Below are 16,992 nucleotides of genomic sequence, written 5' to 3'. Positions count from 1 at the left end.
AGGACAAGATTTCCATCATCCGTGGAAGGACTGCCAGCTCACTACAAGAAATTCACAAGATCGAGCGTAGAAGCCATGAACCAAGCGTATGAACCGCTGCAGTTGCACGTGCCCGAACCGTCGGGCCGCCCAGGCTGCAAAACCGACTTCTCCTACCTGCGGCTGACTGACGCCGGTACGGTGCGCAAACCCCCAATCGACGTTGAACCGGCCGACACGGCTGATCTGGCCAAGGGCCTGATTCGCGTGCTCGACGACCAGGGCAATGCCCTCGGTCCGTGGGCTGAAGGCGTCCCGGTCGAGATCCTGCGCAAAGGCATGCGCGCCATGCTCAAGACGCGGATTTTCGACAACCGCATGGTGGTCGCCCAGCGTCAGAAAAAATGTCGTTCTACATGCAAAGCCTTGGCGAAGAAGCCATCGGCAGCGCCCAGGCCCTGGCCTTGAACATCGACGACATGTGCTTCCCCACCTACCGTCAGCAAAGCATCCTGATGGCCCGCGAAGTGCCGCTGGTGGACCTGATCTGCCAACTGCTGTCCAACGAGCGCGATCCGCTCAAGGGTCGTCAGTTGCCGATCATGTACTCGGTACGCGATCACGGTTTCTTCACCATTTCCGGCAACCTCGCCACCCAGTTCGTACAGGGTGTGGGCTGGGGCATGGCATCGGCGATCAAGGGCGACACCAAAATCGCTTCGGCCTGGATCGGTGACGGCGCCACCGCTGAATCGGACTTCCACACCGCCCTCACCTTCGCCCACGTTTACCGGGCACCAGTAATCCTCAACGTGGTCAACAACCAGTGGGCGATCTCCACGTTCCAGGCAATTGCCGGGGGTGAAGCCACCACGTTCGCCGGTCGTGGCGTCGGCTGCGGCATCGCCTCCCTGCGGGTTGATGGCAACGATTTCGTCGCGGTCTACGCCGCCTCTGCCTGGGCCGCCGAACGCGCGCGCCGCAACCTCGGCCCGACCATGATCGAATGGGTCACCTACCGCGCCGGCCCGCACTCGACCTCCGATGACCCTTCGAAATACCGCCCTGCCGACGACTGGAGCCACTTCCCGTTGGGCGACCCGATTGCGCGCCTCAAGCAGCACCTGGTGAAAATCGGCCAGTGGTCCGAAGAGGAACACACCGCCGTCAGCGCCGAACTGGAAGCCGAAGTGATCGCCGCACAGAAAGAAGCCGAGCAGTACGGCACCCTCGCCGGTGGCCAGACGCCAAGCGCCGCGACCATGTTCGAAGACGTCTACAAAGAGATGCCGGAGCACTTGAAGCGCCAGCGTCAAGAGTTGGGGATCTGACATGAACGACCACAACAACCATATCGAGCTGGAAACCGCCATGACCACGACCACCATGACCATGATCCAGGCCCTGCGCTCGGCCATGGACGTGATGCTTGAGCGCGACGACAACGTCGTGGTGTTCGGCCAGGACGTGGGTTACTTCGGCGGCGTGTTCCGCTGCACCGAAGGTTTGCAAAGCAAGTACGGCACCTCCCGAGTGTTCGATGCGCCGATCTCCGAAAGCGGGATCGTCGGCGTCGCCGTCGGCATGGGCGCCTACGGTCTGCGGCCGGTGGCCGAGATTCAGTTCGCCGATTACGTTTATCCGGCATCCGACCAGATCATTTCCGAAGCCGCGCGCCTGCGCTATCGCTCGGCCGGCGAGTTCACCGCGCCGATGACCCTGCGCATGCCTTGTGGCGGCGGCATCTACGGTGGCCAGACCCACAGCCAAAGTATCGAGGCGATGTTCACCCAGGTCTGCGGATTGCGCACGGTCATGCCGTCCAACCCTTACGACGCCAAAGGCTTGCTGATCGCCTCCATCGAAAACGATGACCCGGTGATTTTCCTTGAGCCAAAACGCCTGTACAACGGCCCGTTCGACGGCCACCACGACCGCCCGGTAACCCCATGGTCGAAACACCCGGCCGCACAAGTGCCAGACGGTTACTACACCGTGCCGCTGGACGTTGCCGCCATCGCCCGCCCAGGCAAGGACGTGACCATCCTGACCTACGGCACCACGGTTTACGTGTCGCAAGTCGCCGCTGAAGAAAGCGGTGTCGACGCCGAAGTCATCGACCTGCGCAGCCTGTGGCCGCTGGACCTGGACACCATCGTCAAGTCGGTCAAGAAAACCGGCCGTTGCGTGATCGTTCACGAAGCCACCCGCACCTGCGGTTTCGGCGCGGAACTGGTCGCGCTGGTGCAGGAACATTGCTTCCACTACCTGGAAGCGCCGATCGAACGCGTCACCGGTTGGGACACCCCCTACCCGCACGCGCAAGAGTGGGCGTATTTCCCTGGTCCGTCCCGAGTGGGCGCGGCGTTGAAACGGGTTATGGAGGTCTGAATGGGCACGCACGTTATTAAAATGCCGGACATTGGCGAAGGCATTGCAGAAGTAGAATTGTCGGTGTGGCACGTCAAGGTTGGCGACATGGTTGTCGAAGATCAGGTGCTGGCCGATGTGATGACCGACAAGGCGATGGTAGACATCCCTTCGCCGGTGCATGGCAAGGTCATCTCCCTGGGCGGTGTGCCTGGCGAAGTCATGGCGGTTGGCAGCATTTTGATCAGCATTGAAGTTGAAGGCGCGGGCAACTTTAAAGCGTCCTCGCAGCCTGCGGCTGCGGTGAAAGAAGCACCGGTTGCGGCGCCTCCTAAAGTTGAAGTCGTAGCTGCAAGCAAGCCCGTAGCAGCGCCTCGTACTGCGGTTTGTCAGGGCCCGATGGTTGCCCGTGACGCCGATGAACGTCCGCTGGCCTCCCCGGCCGTACGTAAACATGCGCTGGACCTCGGCATCCAGTTGCGTCTGGTGCGTGGCACCGGCCCTGCCGGTCGCGTACTGCACGAAGACCTCGACGCCTACCTGGCCGAGGGTCAGTCGAATGCCTCGACCGCTACCGCCGCTTACGCCCGGCGTAGCGACGAAGAGCAAATCCCGGTGATCGGCATGCGCCGCAAGATCGCCCAGCGCATGCAGGACGCCACCCAACGCGCGGCCCACTTCAGTTATGTCGAGGAAATCGACGTCACCGCCGTGGAAGAACTGCGCGCACACCTGAACGAAAAACATGGCGCGAGCCGCGGCAAGCTGACGTTGCTGCCGTTCCTGGTCCGCGCCCTGGTCGTTGCCCTGCGCGACTTCCCGCAGATCAATGCCCGTTACGACGACGAAGCCCAAGTCATCACCCGCCTCGGCGCGGTGCATGTCGGCGTTGCCACGCAAAGCGATATCGGTTTGATGGTGCCGGTGGTGCGTCACGCCGAAGCTCGCAGCTTGTGGGACAGCGCCTCGGAAATCTCACGCTTGGCCACCGCTGCGCGCAATGGCAAGGCCAGCCGCGATGAGTTGTCCGGCTCATCGATCACCCTGACCAGCCTTGGCGCGTTGGGCGGTATCGTCAGCACTCCAGTGCTGAACCTGCCTGAAGTGGCGATCGTCGGCGTGAACAAAATCGTCGAACGTCCGATGGTGGTCAAAGGCCAGATCGTGATTCGCAAGATGATGAACCTCTCCAGTTCCTTCGATCACCGGGTGGTCGATGGCATGGACGCGGCGCAATTCATCCAGGCCATTCGTGGCTTGCTCGAACAACCCGCAACCTTGTTTGTGGAGTAAGTGATGCAAACTCTGAACACCACGCTGCTGATCATCGGCGGCGGCCCTGGCGGTTATGTGACGGCGATTCGTGCCGGTCAGTTGGGTATTTCGACCATCCTGGTGGAAGGCGAATCGTTGGGCGGTACCTGCCTGAACATCGGCTGCATTCCATCGAAGGCGCTGATTCACGTCGCCGAGCAGTTTCACCAGACGCAGCACCACAGTCAGCATTCAGCCCTGGGCATCAGCGTTTCGGCGCCAACCCTCGACATCACTAAAAGCGTCGAGTGGAAGGACGGCATCGTTGATCGCCTGACCACTGGCGTTTCGGCGCTATTGAAGAAGCACAAAGTCCAGGTTGTTCAAGGCTGGGCGAAGGTGATCGACGGTAAAACCGTTGAAGTCGGCGACACGCGGATTCAGTGCGAGCACCTGGTACTGGCCACCGGTTCCAAGAGTGTGCACCTGCCGATGCTGCCGATTGGCGGGCCGATCATCTCTTCCACCGAAGCCCTGGCGCCGAAAAGCGTGCCTGAACGGCTGATCGTAGTCGGTGGCGGTTACATCGGTCTGGAGCTCGGGATCGCCTATCGCAAGCTCGGCGCCGAAGTCAGTGTGGTCGAGGCTCAGGATCGCATCCTGCCGGCCTACGACGCCGAATTGACTCAGCCGGTGCACGAAGCGCTCAAGCAACTTGGCGTGACGCTTTACTTGAAGCACAGCGTGCAAGGCTTTGATTCTGATAAAAAAACACTTCAAGTTCTTGACCCGAATGGCGACGTGCTGAACCTTGAAACGGATCAGGTCCTGGTAGCGGTCGGTCGCAAGCCGAACACCCAGGGCTGGAACCTGGAAGGACTGAACCTGGCGATGAATGGTTCGGCGATCAAGATCGACAACCGCTGCCAGACCAGCATGCGCAACGTCTACGCCGTCGGCGACCTGAGCGGCGAACCGATGCTCGCGCACCGGGCCATGGCCCAGGGCGAAATGGTCGCCGAGTTGATCAGCGGCAAATCCCGCGAGTTCAACCCGACCGCCATCGCCGCCGTGTGCTTTACCGACCCGGAACTGGTGGTGGTCGGCAAGACCCCGGACGAGGCCAAGGCTGCCGGATTGGACTGCATCGTTTCGAGCTTCCCGTTCGCGGCCAATGGCCGGGCGATGACCCTGGAGTCGAAAACCGGCTTCGTGCGGGTGGTCGCGCGTCGGGACAATCATCTGATTGTGGGTTGGCAAGCGGTCGGTGTCGGGGTTTCGGAGTTGTCGACGGCGTTCGGCCAGAGCCTGGAAATGGGCGCCCGGCTGGAAGACATCGCCGGCACCATTCATGCGCACCCGACACTGGGCGAGGCGGTGCAGGAAGCGGCATTGCGTGCACTTGGGCACGCGCTGCACCTCTAAAACCGAACGCAAACCCTGTGTGTAGCAGCTGTCGAGCGGAGCGAGGCAGCGTTCGGCGACGAAGTCGTCGTAATCCGGCTGACGCGGTCAATCTGTAAGACCGCGGTGGCAGGTTTTGCGACGACTTCGTCGTAATCCGGCTGACGCGGTCAATCTGAAAGACCGCGATGGCAGGTTTTGCGACGACTTCGTCGTAATCCGGCTGACGCGGTCAATCTGTAAGACCGCGATGGCAGGTTTTGCGACGACTTCGTCGTCGAACGCTGCCTCGCGGTGCTCGACAGCTGCTACGGCGGGCGCGTTGTCAGCAGCGAATGCATTACATCGAGTGCGTCGATGGTCGTAGAGAACGAATTGCGGGCTGCGAAACAGCCCCGGAATGAAGTATTGTTGTCCCCATCCAGAAAAACGTCAGAAGCCTTGAACCGTTTCGGCGGTTGTTAAGCGATAGAGGGTGTCATGGGTAACGAAAGCATCAATTGGGACAAGCTGGGTTTTGACTACATCAAGACAGACAAGCGTTTCTTGTCGTACTGGCGCAATGGCGAGTGGGACGCAGGCACCCTGACCGAAGATAACGTGCTGCACATCAGCGAAGGCTCGACTGCCCTTCACTATGGCCAGCAGTGCTTCGAAGGCATGAAGGCCTATCGTTGCAAGGACGGCTCGATCAACCTGTTCCGCCCGGACCAGAACGCCCTGCGCATGCAGCGCAGCTGCGCTCGCCTGCTGATGCCGTTCGTGGAAACCGAGCAGTTCATCGAAGCCTGCAAGGCGGTGGTCCGCGCCAACGAGCGTTTCATCCCGCCTTACGGCACTGGCGGCGCGCTGTACCTGCGTCCGTTCGTGATCGGCGTGGGTGACAACATCGGCGTGCGCACCGCTCCCGAATTCATCTTCTCGATCTTCGCCATTCCGGTCGGTGCCTACTTCAAGGGCGGCCTGACCCCGCACAACTTCCTGATCTCCAGCTTCGACCGCGCAGCCCCACAAGGCACCGGCGCGGCCAAGGTCGGTGGCAACTATGCCGCCAGCCTGATGCCCGGCTCCCAAGCCAAGAAGGCGCACTTTGCCGACTGCATCTACCTGGACCCAATGACCCACACCAAAATCGAAGAAGTCGGCTCGGCCAACTTCTTCGGGATCACCCACGACAACAAGTTCGTCACGCCGAAGTCCCCTTCGGTACTGCCGGGCATTACCCGTCTGTCGTTGATCGAGCTGGCGAAATCGCGCCTGGGCCTGGAAGTGGTCGAAGGCGACGTGTTGATCGACAAACTGTCGGACTTCAAGGAAGCCGGTGCTTGCGGCACCGCGGCCGTGATCACGCCAATCGGCGGCATCAGCTACAACGATCACCTGCACGTGTTCCACAGCGAAACCGAAGTCGGCCCGGTCACCCAGAAGCTCTATAAAGAGCTGACCGGTGTACAGACCGGCGACATCGAAGCGCCAGCGGGCTGGATCGTCAAGGTTTGACCTGACGCGCTGCCCGTTCGAACAAAAAGCCCGGCCATCACTTTGATGGCCGGTTTTTTCGTTCGTGCATACCTGTAAAAGCTCACTAAAATTGCTGACTACCAATCAATAGGCGCCACCAACACCATGGGCAAACTCTGGCGAAAGTATCTGGCCTTGCTGGACACCGAGTTCACCACGCAGGTGTTCGACAACATCAAGAACCTGCTGGTGTGCGCCTTGCTGCTCGCGGCAGGCACTAATGCACTGCACAGCGGCCATCACATGTTCCTCGGACTGTTCGCCGCGGACGTCGCGGGCTGGTCGCTGATCGCGGTGTCGGCGCTGTTGATGGTGCTCAATGTCAGCGACGGTTTGCGGCGCTTGTCCCGGTTGCCGTATCACACAGCGTTTCAGGTGGTCTTGTTTCTGATTTATCTGGTGTTGGCGATACGGGTGGTGGAAATCGTCTGGGATTTCCGGGCGTAGGGCAGATCAAAAGATCGCAGGCTGCGCCAGCGCCTACATGAATCACGCCGCAGCCCAATCTCCGTAACGAATCACATGCCCCCCGTAGGAGCTGCCAAAGGCTGCGATCTTTTGATCTTGACCAGTTGAATCGACTGATCCGGCACCTCCAAATCAAACCGCGCACCCAGTTCCTTGCGCCCAAGCGCCGTCAACGCCAACGCCCGACTGTCCAGATCCTGGACCACCCATTTGCGCTTGATCGCCGTTTGCAACAACGCCGCCCCCAGCGAACCGCCCAAATGCGGCCGGCGCATGCTCCAGTCCAGGCATGGGCAGGCAAAACGCCGGCGCAACGCGCTCAAATCCTTGACCTCAACCCCCAAGCCCTCGAAAAACGTCTCGCCGCTCTCGCTCAGTTGATAAACCTGCTCATCGGTTTCCAGCAACCACCCCGCCTCGATCATCCGGTCATGCAGCAACACCGCCAGGGTGCCCGCCATGTGGTCGTAGCAAGTACGGGCGAATTGCAGGCGATCGGGGGTGCGCGAATTGAACGTCGGCGCGGCGTTCTGGCCGAGCACCATCAAGGCTTCCAGTGCTTGGGCCACACGCTTGTCCGCGAGGCTGTAATAACGATGGCGGCCCTGAACGTGCAGCCGCACCAGCGCCGATTCCTTGAGTTTGGCCAAGTGCGCGCTGGCGGTGGAGGCACTGACCTCGGCAATCGCCGCCAGCTCGGTGCTGGTGCGGGCGTGGCCGTCCATCAACGAGCAGAGGATTTTCGTCCGGGCCGGCTCCGCAATCGCGGCCGCCACTTGAGAAACGCCGATGTCGTGTTGTTCAACGTTCATATTTCGCTCCCGGACGAATCAAGGCCTGGTTGGACTGGAGATAGTAGCAACACTTTTCCCACCACGAACAAGGCTGCGACCCATGGACCCGATCATCGCTGCGACTCATGCCGACCCTTACCCGTATTACGCGCAACTGCGCGCCGAGGGTGGGCTGGTTTTTCATCAAGGACTGAAACTGTGGGTGGCCAGCAGTGCTGACGCCGTGGCGGCGGTGTTCGCGCATCCGGACTGCCAGGTGCGCCCGCTGAGTGAGCCGGTGCCCAAGACGATTGTTGAAGGATTGGCCGGCGAAGTATTCGGTCGGTTGATGCGGATGAATGAAGGTGAACCGCAGCGCTGCCCGAGGTCGGCGATTGAGCCGGGACTGGCGTTGATCGACCGGAATGAAGTGCAAGCGTTGGTCAATGCGCGGTTGATCACCCCGGACGCCGAGGGTCTGTCAAAAGCGATGTTCCGCGGTCCGGTGTGCGTGATGGCGGCGTTGTTGGGGTTCTCCCCTGCTCAGGGTCGGATGATCAGTGAGTTGACGGCGGACTTCGTGGCCTGCCTATCGCCGCTGAGTAGCCAGGCTCAACTAGATGCTGCGCATGGGGCGACTGAACAGTTGCGGGGTTATTTCATTGAGTTGCTGGATGATCCGGGCGCGCAAAGCCCACTGTTGAGCGACATCAAGCAGCGGTTCGGTGCTTCGGATAACGAGAGGCTGATCGCCAATCTGATCGGGCTGTGCTCCCAGGCCTATGAAGCCACGGCTGGGCTGATCGGTAATGCGTTGGTGACGTTGATTCGCAATCCATCGTTGCAGCGTGATTCGGCATCCATTGACGTTCTGATTTCAGAAGTCCAACGCTTCGATCCATCGGTGCAGAACACCCGTCGTTTCGTCGCCGCACCTTGCGAAATAGCCGGCGTGAGCCTGAACCCCAGCGACGCGATCCTGGTGTTGCTGGCCTCAGCCAACCGCGATTCGCAGCTCAATGACAACCCTGACGTTTTTCTTCTCGACCGTCCGAATCGTCGCAGCTTTACCTTCGGTTCCGGCCGCCACCAATGCCCGGGCAGAGGCTGGCATTGAGTATCGCCACCGCCACGCTGACGCAGATTCTGGCGATGAAACCTGCGCTGGAGCGTTTGACCTGGCACTACCGCCCATCCTTGAACGGTCGTATTCCGCTGTTCAGCGAGGGACAAACATGAACGCTTACGCGGCGGTGCGGTGTTCCACCGTCAGATGAGACAACTCGTGAACCGGCGCCAGACGCTCGCGAATCACCTCGGCACTGACGCTGGCCGCCGCGACCACGCTGACAATCGCCGCCCGCGCATCAGGGCCGACCTGCCAGACGTGCAGGTCGCTGATGGTCACGTCCCCCGTCGACTCCAGCAACTCACGAATTTCCTCGGCCACGTGTTCATCGGTGGTATCGAGCAGCACCGCGGCGCTGTCACGTATCAGGCCATAGGCCCATTTCGCGATCACGATGGCGCCGACGATGCCCATCGCCGGATCGAGCCAGACCCAGCCCAGGTAGCGGCCTGCCAGCAACGCGGCGATGGCCAGGATCGAGGTCAAGGCATCGGCCAGCACGTGGACGTAGGCTGAACGCAGATTGTTGTCATGATGATGACCATGGTCGTGGCTGTGGCCGTGATCATGGCCGTGATGACCATGATTGCCCGCCAGTAGAAAGGCGCTGGCGATATTTACCGCAAGCCCCACCACCGCAATGATCGTCGCTTCGGTGAAGGCCACCGTGGTCGGCTGGAACAGACGCAGGATGGACTCGCCGGCGATACCGAGCGACACCAGCCCCAGCACCATGGCCGAGGCAAAACCGGCCAGGTCACCGACTTTTCCGGTGCCAAAACTGAATCGCGCATTACTGGCGTGACGCCGGGCAAACGCGTAGGCCGCCGCTGCGATACCCAGGGCCACCGCATGGGTCGCCATGTGGAAGCCGTCTGCCAGCAGCGCCATGGAACCGGTGATGTAACCGGCGGCGATTTCGCCAATCATCATCACGAAGGTCAACGCCACCACCCACAATGTGCGGCGGGCGTTTTCATCGTGGGATGCACCGAGGAACACGTGGTCGTGAGTGAAACTTGAAGCCTGAGGTGTCAGTGTCATGTGGATCGCTGCTCTATTTCGAATAACGGCGGATGGCTTGCAGCAACTCTTCCACGCCTTGGGCGCGTTCCTCGTTGCTGAGATCGGGATGGGCCACGTGTTCACGGGCATGGGCGTCGATGAACTGATCCAGCAACCCGTTGACCGCGCCACGGATCGCCGCGACCAGGTGCAAGGTCTTGGCGCAATCGGCGTCGGATTCCAGCGCCTTTTCCACCGCCTGAACCTGACCGGCAATGCGCCGAACGCGGTTGAGCAGATCGTCTTTGTGCTCGTGAATGTGCGACATACCTATACCCCCTACCCCTATATGGCGAGCATAGTCACTGATATGGCCAGGGCTGGCAAGGTGTTACTGGAAGTTTCTACAGCTGGACCGCGTTAGCGTTCTTCGCGAGTAGGATCGCGTCCACATTTGAGCAGCGTTGACTGATCGCTCCCATAGCGTGGGAACGATCAAACCACCCGCCCCGGCAGACCGCGCCTACTCAGGCGGATCGATTTGACGTCGCTGCTGATTGAACATGATCGAGCCGATGAGCTGGACATGAATACCGTGTTGCCTGCCTTCGATTCGGCGAAGAAAAAATGTCCCGCACTTGAAGCGACTATTACTGACACGTTCGATGATATTGAAGTGTTCACCTGACTCGCTAAATCAAAATCCAAAGATCGCAGCCTTCGGCAGCTCCTACAAGGAAACGCGTACCCCGGCGTAGGAGCTGCCGAAGGCTGCGATCTTTGGATCTCTCCCCCAGACAACAAAAAAACCCGCCATCACGTTTCACCGAGATGGCGGGTTTTGTCGTTTCAAACCAGGGCCGACGTTTCAATCATCTCGCGTCAGCACTTCCAGCAACTCAATCTCGAAAATCAAATTCGAATCAGGCGTAATCGCCCCCAGCGCTCGCTCGCCATAGGCCAAATGCGCCGGCACCAGCAACTTGCGCTTGCCGCCAACTTGCATCCCCATAATCCCCTGATCCCAGCCCTTGATCACCCGGCCAGTGCCAATCACACACTGAAAAGGTTTCCCCGGCTGTAGGAAGAATCGAACTCGGTGCCGTCTTCCAGCCACCCGCGATATTGAGTGGTGATCAGTGCGCCTCTGACCGCTGCTTTGCCGTCGCCCAACACCAGGTCGATTACCTGAAGCTCATCATTCATTACATGCACTCGTCTGTTCACGCCCTCGAAAGGGCTTCATGGGCAGCGTTTTCCCAGAATTGCAGGCCATTGGCAACCGTTCGCAGCGGTTTGGATCTATTTCCGGCAGTCAGCGTGAACTAATATAAGCACCATCCCTCCACGGTTAAACACGCCATGCTGGCAATCCCTGAATGAGTGTCCTCTGGATCAGCGCTGCCATTGGCTCAGTGATGCTTGCCGTGCTTGTTGCGCTGGTTTGGCGCCAGTATTCCCTGCAACAGCAACTGTCGGAATGCCGCGCGCTGATCGCCAGCCTGTCCGAAGGCCAAAACATTCATCTGGACCCGGAGGCCGAACGCTTCAAACGCAGCCAGTACTTCGCCCGTATCGGCACTTGGGACTGGGACGTGGACACCGACAAGCTCTACTGGTCGGAGGCGATCTACGGCATGTTCGGGTTCAAGATCGGCGAGGTCACGCCCTCCTACGCCCTGTTCTGTTCCTGCGTGCACCCGGACGACCGGACCAAGGTCCGCGCCGGTGAATTGCGCTGCCTGGAAACCGGCGAAAACCATGACGAGGAATACCGCGTGGTCTGGCCCGACGGTACCATCCGCTGGTTGCGCGAGACTGGCAATGTGGTGAAGAACGACCACGACACCACGATCAAAATGATGGGTGTGGTGCGCGACATCACCGAAGAAAAAGCCTCCGCCAGTTACCTGCAACACCTGGCCCATTACGACCCCTTGACCGGCCTGCCCAATCGCCTGGTGCTCGAAGAACGCCTGTCCGATGCACTGGAACAGGCGCGCATCACCGCCACACGGGTGGCGCTGGTGTTTGTCGACCTCAATGGTTTCAAGGCAATCAACGACCATTACGGTCACGCGGCGGGCGATCGGGTGCTGGTTACCACCGCCACCCGACTCAAGCGAATCCTGCGCTCAACCGACACCGTCGCGCGCATTGGCGGCGACGAATTCGTGGTGATCCTCCAAGGCCTGCCGCAAGGCATCAACCTGCAAGATGAAGCCCGCAGCATCTGTCAGAAAATCTTCGTCGAACTCTCACCGCCGGTGACGATTGGCAACGACCAGCGCCACATTGGCACCAGCCTTGGGGTCGCGGTGTTCCCGGATCATGCGCCGAGCATGGATCGGCTGATTCATATTGCGGATCTGGCGATGTATGAGGCCAAGCGCAGTGGGAATAATCAGTATCGGTTGGGAACCAACAGCCCGGTGCGCGTGCACAGCGAATAGCTTCGCCCGGGCTCCAGGGGCTTAGCGCTCTACCGGCGTGACATCCACAATCGTTCCGCTGGTAATCAACACCATCATGTATTTGTCATTGATCTGCACCCACTGCGCATCAGACGCCGGCGCCTTCAGGCCTTTGGCCTTCCAGTTTTTCACGGCTTTTTCGCTGCGCTGATAAACCTCCGGCGCGCGGTCGCCTTTCACCAGGCTGCGGGCGTTGTTGACGCCGGGCTGGACGGTTTTCTGCGGGGACTCCGCGGCTTGAACGATGGGGCTGATACCGGCGATTCCGGCGACAAGGGCGAGGCTGGCGATAAGGGTTTTGCTGTTCATCGGTGAACCTCTTGGGATGTCAGTGGTGACTGAGTTCCGACTGCGCGCATGGCGAATCATTCCTTACTGTAGCGATGATTCTGCGGCCCACTGTACGGCAGGCGTCGCGCCAGGTCGGCGTAGGCTGCGAAAAAACATCGGGATTCGCCATGCACATCGCCATTTTGACCTTCGACGGTTTCAACGAACTGGATTCGCTGATTGCCTACGGCATGCTCAGCCGCATTTCGCTGCTCGGAGACCAGGACTGGCGGGTGAACATTGCTTCGCCGACGCCACGGGTGACGTCGATGAACGGTTTGACCATCGACTCGCACATCGATCTGCAACAAGCCTGTGCCGCCGATGCAGTGCTGTTCGGCAGTGGCATGAAGACCCGGGAAGTGGCCGACGACCCGGCGATCATGGATCAACTGAAATTCGACCCGGCGCGACAACTGCTGGGCTCGCAATGCTCCGGCACGTTCCTGCTGGCCAAACTCGGTCTACTCGGCGATGCGCCGGCCTGCACCGACACCACCAGCAAACCCTGGGTGCAGGCGGCCGGGGCCAACATCGTGAATCAGGCGTTTCATGCCAATGGCAACATCGCCACCGCGGGCGGTTGTTTGTCGGCGCAATACTTGTCGGCGTGGGTGCTGGCCCGGCTCAAGGGCATTGAAACGGCGCGAGAAGTGCTGCACTACTTCGCGCCGGTGGGTGAGAAGGAAGATTATGTGGGCCGGGGGATGGCGCATATCGAGGCGTATATCTGACGGTTGGGTTGCCTGATCCACCGCCTTCGCGAGCAGGCTCACTCCCACATTTGATCCCGGGTGTTCACTGATTCTGTGTTCACTGCAAATCTCCTGTGGGAGCGGGCTTGCTCGCGAAGGCGTCGTGTCAGGCGACATCGATGTTGAATCGTATGGCCTCTTCGCGAGCAAGCCCGCTCCCACACTTAATCTCGGTTGTTCACGGATTCTGTGTTCACTGCAAATCTCCTGTGGGAGCGAGCCTGCTCGCGAAGGCGTCGTGTCAGGCGACATCATTATCAAGCGCATTGATCCGCTTCACGCATCAATGCATGCCAACTATGCAATTAACATATCGATCCCCCTGCTCCACTATCCGCGCCAATAAGAACCGTGCGCTGCCCCCACGCGGCGCACGTCATAAAAGCGCTGGAGTACACGTCAATGACAGCATCAAGCCCTTCCGGGCGTTCCCACGCCAGTTCGATTTTCCGGGTGACCTCCGGCAACTTCCTCGAACAGTTCGACTTCTTCCTTTTCGGCTTCTACGCCACCCAGATCGCCGCCGTGTTCTTCCCGGCCAGCAGCGAATTTGCCTCGCTGATGATGACGTTTGCAGTGTTCGGCGCCGGGTTCCTGATGCGGCCATTGGGCGCTGTGGTGCTGGGCGCCTACATCGATGATGTGGGCCGGCGCAAAGGCTTGATCGTCACGCTGTCGATCATGGCCAGCGGTACGATTCTGATTGTGCTGGTGCCCGGCTACGAAACGATCGGGCTGTTCGCACCGGCCCTCGTGTTGATTGGCCGCTTACTGCAAGGTTTCTCGGCCGGTGCGGAAATGGGGGGTGTCTCGGTGTACCTCTCGGAGATTGCCACGCCGGGCAACAAGGGCTTCTTCACCAGTTGGCAGTCGGCCAGCCAGCAAGTGGCGATCATTGTCGCGGCAGCACTGGGCTATGGGCTGAACCAATGGATGGCGCCGACGATGATTGCCGATTGGGGCTGGCGGATTCCGTTTTTCGTCGGCTGCATGATTGTGCCGTTCATCTTTTTCCTGCGCCGCAACCTGGAAGAAACTGCCGAGTTCGCTGCGCGCAAACACCGTCCGGGCATGGGCGAAGTGTTCCGTACCCTGGCGCAGAACTGGGGCATCGTGCTCGGCGGGATGCTGATGGTCGCCCTGACCACCACCGCGTTTTACCTGATCACCGTGTACGCGCCGACCTTCGGCAAAACCGTGCTGCACTTGAGCACCTCCGATGCGTTGCTGGTGACGTTGCTGGTGGGGGTTTCGAACTTCTTCTGGCTGCCGATTGGCGGTGCCTTGTCCGACCGTATCGGTCGGCGCCCGGTGCTGATCGCCATGTCGCTGCTGACCCTGGCCACGGCCTATCCGGCGTTGACCTATCTGGTGAACGCGCCAAGTTTCATCAACATGCTGCTGGTGTTGCTGTGGCTGTCGTTCATCTATGGCTTGTACAACGGCGCGATGGTCGCCGCCCTCACCGAAATCATGCCGGTGGAAGTGCGGGTCGCCGGGTTCTCGTTGGCGTATAGCCTGGCCACGGCGGTGTTCGGTGGCTTCACTCCGGCGATGTCGACGTTGCTGATCCAGTACACCGGCGACAAGGCTGCACCGGGTTACTGGATGAGTTTTGCGGCGCTCTGTGCGTTGTGCGCGACGCTGTTTCTCTATCGCCGCTCCACCGGCCGCCTGCAACCAGCCGTGTCGTGATTGACCTTTGACTGCGAGAAATAATCGATGAAAAAGCTTTTCAGCTATGCAGCGCTGATCCTGATCGCGAGTTTGAGCTCCGTCGCCCAAGCCGAAGAAATCCGCGTGATGACTTCCGGCGGCTTCACCGCTGCCTACAAAATCCTCGGCCCGGAATTCGCCACGTCCACCGGCAACACCCTGCACACCGACCTCGGCCCATCGATGGGCAAGGCGCCGGAGGCAATCCCCAATCGCCTGGCTCGCGGTGAAAAAGCCGATGTGGTGATCATGGTCGGCTACGCGCTGGACGACCTGATCAAACAAGGCAAGGTCGACCCCGCTTCACGGGTGGAACTGGCGGACTCGCGGATTGGCCTGGTGGTGCGCGAAGGCGCAGCGAAACCGGACATCAGTTCGGTCGAGGCTTTGAAAAAGACCCTGCTCGACGCCAAGTCGGTGGCCTATTCCGATAGCGCCAGCGGTGTGTACATCGAGGAGCAGCTGTTCAAGAAGTTGGGCATCGAAGACCAGCTCAAGCCCAAATCGAAGATGATCCCGAAAATCCCGGTGGGCTCGGTGGTTGCGACCGGCGACTATCAACTGGGCTTCCAGCAGGTCAGCGAATTGCTGCCGGTGCCAGGGGTGAGTTTTGTGGCGAAAATTCCGGAGTCGGTGCAGTCGGTGACCCGTTTCGCCGCCGGCATTGCGCTGGGCGCGCAACACCCGGCCGAGGCCAAGGCCTTGCTGGACTACCTGGCCTCCCCGGCTGTTCAGCCGCAGGTGCAAGCCACCGGGCTGGATTCGGTCAGCCGCTGACAGCTGGCGGCTGGACTTTCATTGCCACCACCAGCCGTTCCAGCTCCAAGGCTGCCGGGGTCAACGTGCGACCCCGGCGCTTCAATAGCCCGACACTGCGCATCACCCATGGATCGGTGAGCGGCACCCGGGTCAGGATCGGGTGATCTTGCGCCGGCATCGCCATCATCGGTACTGCCGCCACGCCCAGCCCGGCTTCCACCAGCCCGATCATCGTCGTGACGTGACGGGTTTCGCAGATGCTCGCTCGCTGCGGCACCACGCCGGCCAGCGCTTGATCGAGCAAAAACGGTTGCCCGAAGTCTTGTCCAGCGAGATGTAGTCCTGCTGGTAAAACTCATCCCACGTCACGCTGCTGCGCCCGGCCAACGGGTGATCGCGCCGACAGGCCACCACGTAGCCCTCTTGCACCAGCGGTTCAAAATCGACCTCGGACTCCAGCGTGCCCAAGAAGCTCAGGCCAAAATCCGCCTCGCCGTTGACCACGGCGCTGAGCACGTCGTGGGCACTGGAATCGAGGACCTTGACCTTGATCCGGGGAAATTGCCGGTGGTAATGCGCGATTACCCGCGGCATAAAGTAGTACGCCGCCGACGGCACGCAGGCGACGGTGACATGCCCGAGCCGGGTCGAGGCGACTTCGCTGATGCCCAGCAGCGCCACGTCCAGATCGTCCAGCAAACGCTCGACGCTGGGGATAAACCCGCGCCCGGCCTGGGTCAGGCTGACCTTGCGGGTGGTGCGTTCGAACAGCTTCACGCCGAGGGCGTCTTCGAGTTTTTCGATACGCCGGCTCAAGGCCGGCTGGGAAATGCGCACCGTGTCGGCAGCCTTGCGAAAGCTGCCCTGCTCGACCACGGCGCGGAAGGCTTGCAGATCGTTCAGGTCGAAGTTGATGGCCATGGTGCGCACTCGGGGGGACGGGCAGATTGATCAGCTTATCCTATGAATGCAGCTAATTGATGCAAAATGTAACCGTATAGCGGCGACTTCCAAGCCGCCATCGCGAGCAGGCTCACTCCCACAGGTTTCCCTGC

At 60.5% G+C, this 16,992-nt stretch carries 14 protein-coding genes and 4 pseudogenes; 12 read left to right on the top strand and 6 right to left on the bottom strand.

Annotated elements, in window-relative coordinates:
• Positions 1–75: 75 nt before the first annotated feature.
• The 6 genes and pseudogenes from JFV26_RS30765 to JFV26_RS30740 all read left to right on the top strand — a co-directional run bounded on the left by JFV26_RS30765 (position 76) and on the right by JFV26_RS30740 (position 6,975).
• Positions 76–1,310, top strand: a pseudogene (locus tag JFV26_RS30765) (thiamine pyrophosphate-dependent enzyme).
• 1 nt (position 1,311) lies between these two features.
• Entirely contained in the window at positions 1,312–2,370 is a 1,059-nt protein-coding gene (locus JFV26_RS30760; protein ID WP_201197354.1) for an alpha-ketoacid dehydrogenase subunit beta, read from the top strand.
• Positions 2,371–3,642, top strand: a complete 1,272-nt coding sequence (locus JFV26_RS30755; RefSeq protein WP_201197353.1) for a dihydrolipoamide acetyltransferase family protein — start codon at positions 2,371–2,373, stop codon at positions 3,640–3,642.
• A 3-nt stretch (positions 3,643–3,645) separates the two neighbouring features.
• Entirely contained in the window at positions 3,646–5,028 is a 1,383-nt protein-coding gene (lpdA, locus tag JFV26_RS30750) for a dihydrolipoyl dehydrogenase (protein WP_201197352.1), read from the top strand.
• Between the two features lie 459 nt (positions 5,029–5,487).
• Positions 5,488–6,507, top strand: a complete 1,020-nt coding sequence (locus JFV26_RS30745; RefSeq protein ID WP_169368974.1) for a branched-chain amino acid aminotransferase — start codon at positions 5,488–5,490, stop codon at positions 6,505–6,507.
• Between the two features lie 126 nt (positions 6,508–6,633).
• Complete coding sequence (locus JFV26_RS30740) at positions 6,634–6,975, top strand: hypothetical protein (protein ID WP_201197351.1); 342 nt, start codon at positions 6,634–6,636, stop codon at positions 6,973–6,975.
• Positions 6,976–7,046: 71 nt separating this feature from the next.
• Here JFV26_RS30740 and JFV26_RS30735 read toward each other — a convergent pair whose 3' ends face one another.
• Positions 7,047–7,808, bottom strand: coding sequence for an ArsR/SmtB family transcription factor (locus JFV26_RS30735; protein ID WP_201197350.1), 762 nt, complete (start codon positions 7,806–7,808; stop codon positions 7,047–7,049).
• A gap of 82 nt (positions 7,809–7,890) precedes the next feature.
• Between JFV26_RS30735 and JFV26_RS30730 the strand changes: the two are divergent.
• A pseudogene (locus JFV26_RS30730) lies at positions 7,891–9,008 on the top strand (cytochrome P450).
• A 4-nt stretch (positions 9,009–9,012) separates the two neighbouring features.
• Here JFV26_RS30730 and dmeF read toward each other — a convergent pair.
• Together dmeF and JFV26_RS30720 are read right to left on the bottom strand one after the other, a co-directional pair.
• On the bottom strand, positions 9,013–9,942 hold the full coding sequence (dmeF, locus tag JFV26_RS30725) for a CDF family Co(II)/Ni(II) efflux transporter DmeF (RefSeq protein ID WP_201197349.1): 930 nt from the start codon (positions 9,940–9,942) through the stop codon (positions 9,013–9,015).
• Between the two features lie 13 nt (positions 9,943–9,955).
• Positions 9,956–10,231: a metal/formaldehyde-sensitive transcriptional repressor gene (locus tag JFV26_RS30720; RefSeq protein WP_201197348.1), complete on the bottom strand. Its 276-nt coding sequence runs from the start codon at positions 10,229–10,231 to the stop codon at positions 9,956–9,958.
• Between the two features lie 213 nt (positions 10,232–10,444).
• Between JFV26_RS30720 and JFV26_RS30715 the strand changes: the two genes are divergently transcribed.
• Positions 10,445–10,591 (top strand): hypothetical protein, encoded by a 147-nt coding sequence (locus JFV26_RS30715; protein WP_201197347.1) that lies wholly within the window; start codon positions 10,445–10,447, stop codon positions 10,589–10,591.
• Between the two features lie 180 nt (positions 10,592–10,771).
• On the opposite strand, the pseudogene JFV26_RS30710 reads toward JFV26_RS30715, so the two are convergent.
• A pseudogene (locus tag JFV26_RS30710) lies at positions 10,772–11,109 on the bottom strand (FKBP-type peptidyl-prolyl cis-trans isomerase).
• 173 nt (positions 11,110–11,282) lie between these two features.
• On the opposite strand from JFV26_RS30710, the gene JFV26_RS30705 reads away from it, so the two are divergent.
• The gene (locus JFV26_RS30705) at positions 11,283–12,356 is read left to right on the top strand and encodes a sensor domain-containing diguanylate cyclase (protein WP_201197346.1); all 1,074 of its coding nucleotides are present in this window, start codon (positions 11,283–11,285) and stop codon (positions 12,354–12,356) included.
• Positions 12,357–12,377: 21 nt separating this feature from the next.
• Here JFV26_RS30705 and JFV26_RS30700 read toward each other — a convergent pair whose 3' ends face one another.
• Positions 12,378–12,686, bottom strand: coding sequence for an RcnB family protein (locus JFV26_RS30700; protein ID WP_201197345.1), 309 nt, complete (start codon positions 12,684–12,686; stop codon positions 12,378–12,380).
• 149 nt (positions 12,687–12,835) lie between these two features.
• On the opposite strand from JFV26_RS30700, the gene JFV26_RS30695 reads away from it, so the two are divergent.
• The 3 genes from JFV26_RS30695 to JFV26_RS30685 all read left to right on the top strand — a co-directional run bounded on the left by JFV26_RS30695 (position 12,836) and on the right by JFV26_RS30685 (position 15,955).
• A complete protein-coding gene (locus tag JFV26_RS30695; RefSeq protein WP_201197344.1) occupies positions 12,836–13,441 on the top strand; it encodes a DJ-1/PfpI family protein in 606 nt (201 codons plus the stop codon).
• 423 nt (positions 13,442–13,864) lie between these two features.
• The gene (tcuC, locus tag JFV26_RS30690) at positions 13,865–15,157 is read left to right on the top strand and encodes an MFS transporter (RefSeq protein WP_201197343.1); all 1,293 of its coding nucleotides are present in this window, start codon (positions 13,865–13,867) and stop codon (positions 15,155–15,157) included.
• 27 nt (positions 15,158–15,184) lie between these two features.
• Entirely contained in the window at positions 15,185–15,955 is a 771-nt protein-coding gene (locus JFV26_RS30685; RefSeq protein ID WP_201197342.1) for a substrate-binding domain-containing protein, read from the top strand.
• On the opposite strand, the pseudogene JFV26_RS30680 reads toward JFV26_RS30685, so the two are convergent.
• Positions 15,945–16,858, bottom strand: a pseudogene (locus JFV26_RS30680) (LysR family transcriptional regulator). The gene JFV26_RS30685 and the pseudogene JFV26_RS30680 overlap by 11 nt on opposite strands.
• Positions 16,859–16,992 lie beyond the last annotated feature (134 nt).

This window comes from Pseudomonas sp. TH31 (assembly GCF_016650815.1).
Taxonomy (GTDB): Bacteria; Pseudomonadota; Gammaproteobacteria; order Pseudomonadales; family Pseudomonadaceae; genus Aquipseudomonas.
This window is presented reverse-complemented; position numbering and strand designations above follow the sequence as displayed.

Excerpts from the sequence above, each read along its gene's own strand:
- tcuC (WP_201197343.1), top strand. The coding sequence starts at position 13,865 with ATGACAGCATCAAGCCCTTCCGGGCGTTCCCACGCCAGTTCGATTTTC.
- JFV26_RS30740 (WP_201197351.1), top strand. The coding sequence starts at position 6,634 with ATGGGCAAACTCTGGCGAAAGTATCTGGCCTTGCTGGACACCGAGTTC.
- JFV26_RS30735 (WP_201197350.1), bottom strand. The coding sequence starts at position 7,808 with ATGAACGTTGAACAACACGACATCGGCGTTTCTCAAGTGGCGGCCGCG.
- JFV26_RS30755 (WP_201197353.1), top strand. The coding sequence starts at position 2,371 with ATGGGCACGCACGTTATTAAAATGCCGGACATTGGCGAAGGCATTGCA.
- JFV26_RS30760 (WP_201197354.1), top strand. The coding sequence starts at position 1,312 with ATGAACGACCACAACAACCATATCGAGCTGGAAACCGCCATGACCACG.
- JFV26_RS30720 (WP_201197348.1), bottom strand. The coding sequence starts at position 10,231 with ATGTCGCACATTCACGAGCACAAAGACGATCTGCTCAACCGCGTTCGG.
- JFV26_RS30700 (WP_201197345.1), bottom strand. The coding sequence starts at position 12,686 with ATGAACAGCAAAACCCTTATCGCCAGCCTCGCCCTTGTCGCCGGAATC.
- JFV26_RS30695 (WP_201197344.1), top strand. The coding sequence starts at position 12,836 with ATGCACATCGCCATTTTGACCTTCGACGGTTTCAACGAACTGGATTCG.
- JFV26_RS30745 (WP_169368974.1), top strand. The coding sequence starts at position 5,488 with ATGGGTAACGAAAGCATCAATTGGGACAAGCTGGGTTTTGACTACATC.
- lpdA (WP_201197352.1), top strand. The coding sequence starts at position 3,646 with ATGCAAACTCTGAACACCACGCTGCTGATCATCGGCGGCGGCCCTGGC.
- JFV26_RS30705 (WP_201197346.1), top strand. The coding sequence starts at position 11,283 with ATGAGTGTCCTCTGGATCAGCGCTGCCATTGGCTCAGTGATGCTTGCC.
- dmeF (WP_201197349.1), bottom strand. The coding sequence starts at position 9,942 with ATGACACTGACACCTCAGGCTTCAAGTTTCACTCACGACCACGTGTTC.
- JFV26_RS30685 (WP_201197342.1), top strand. The coding sequence starts at position 15,185 with ATGAAAAAGCTTTTCAGCTATGCAGCGCTGATCCTGATCGCGAGTTTG.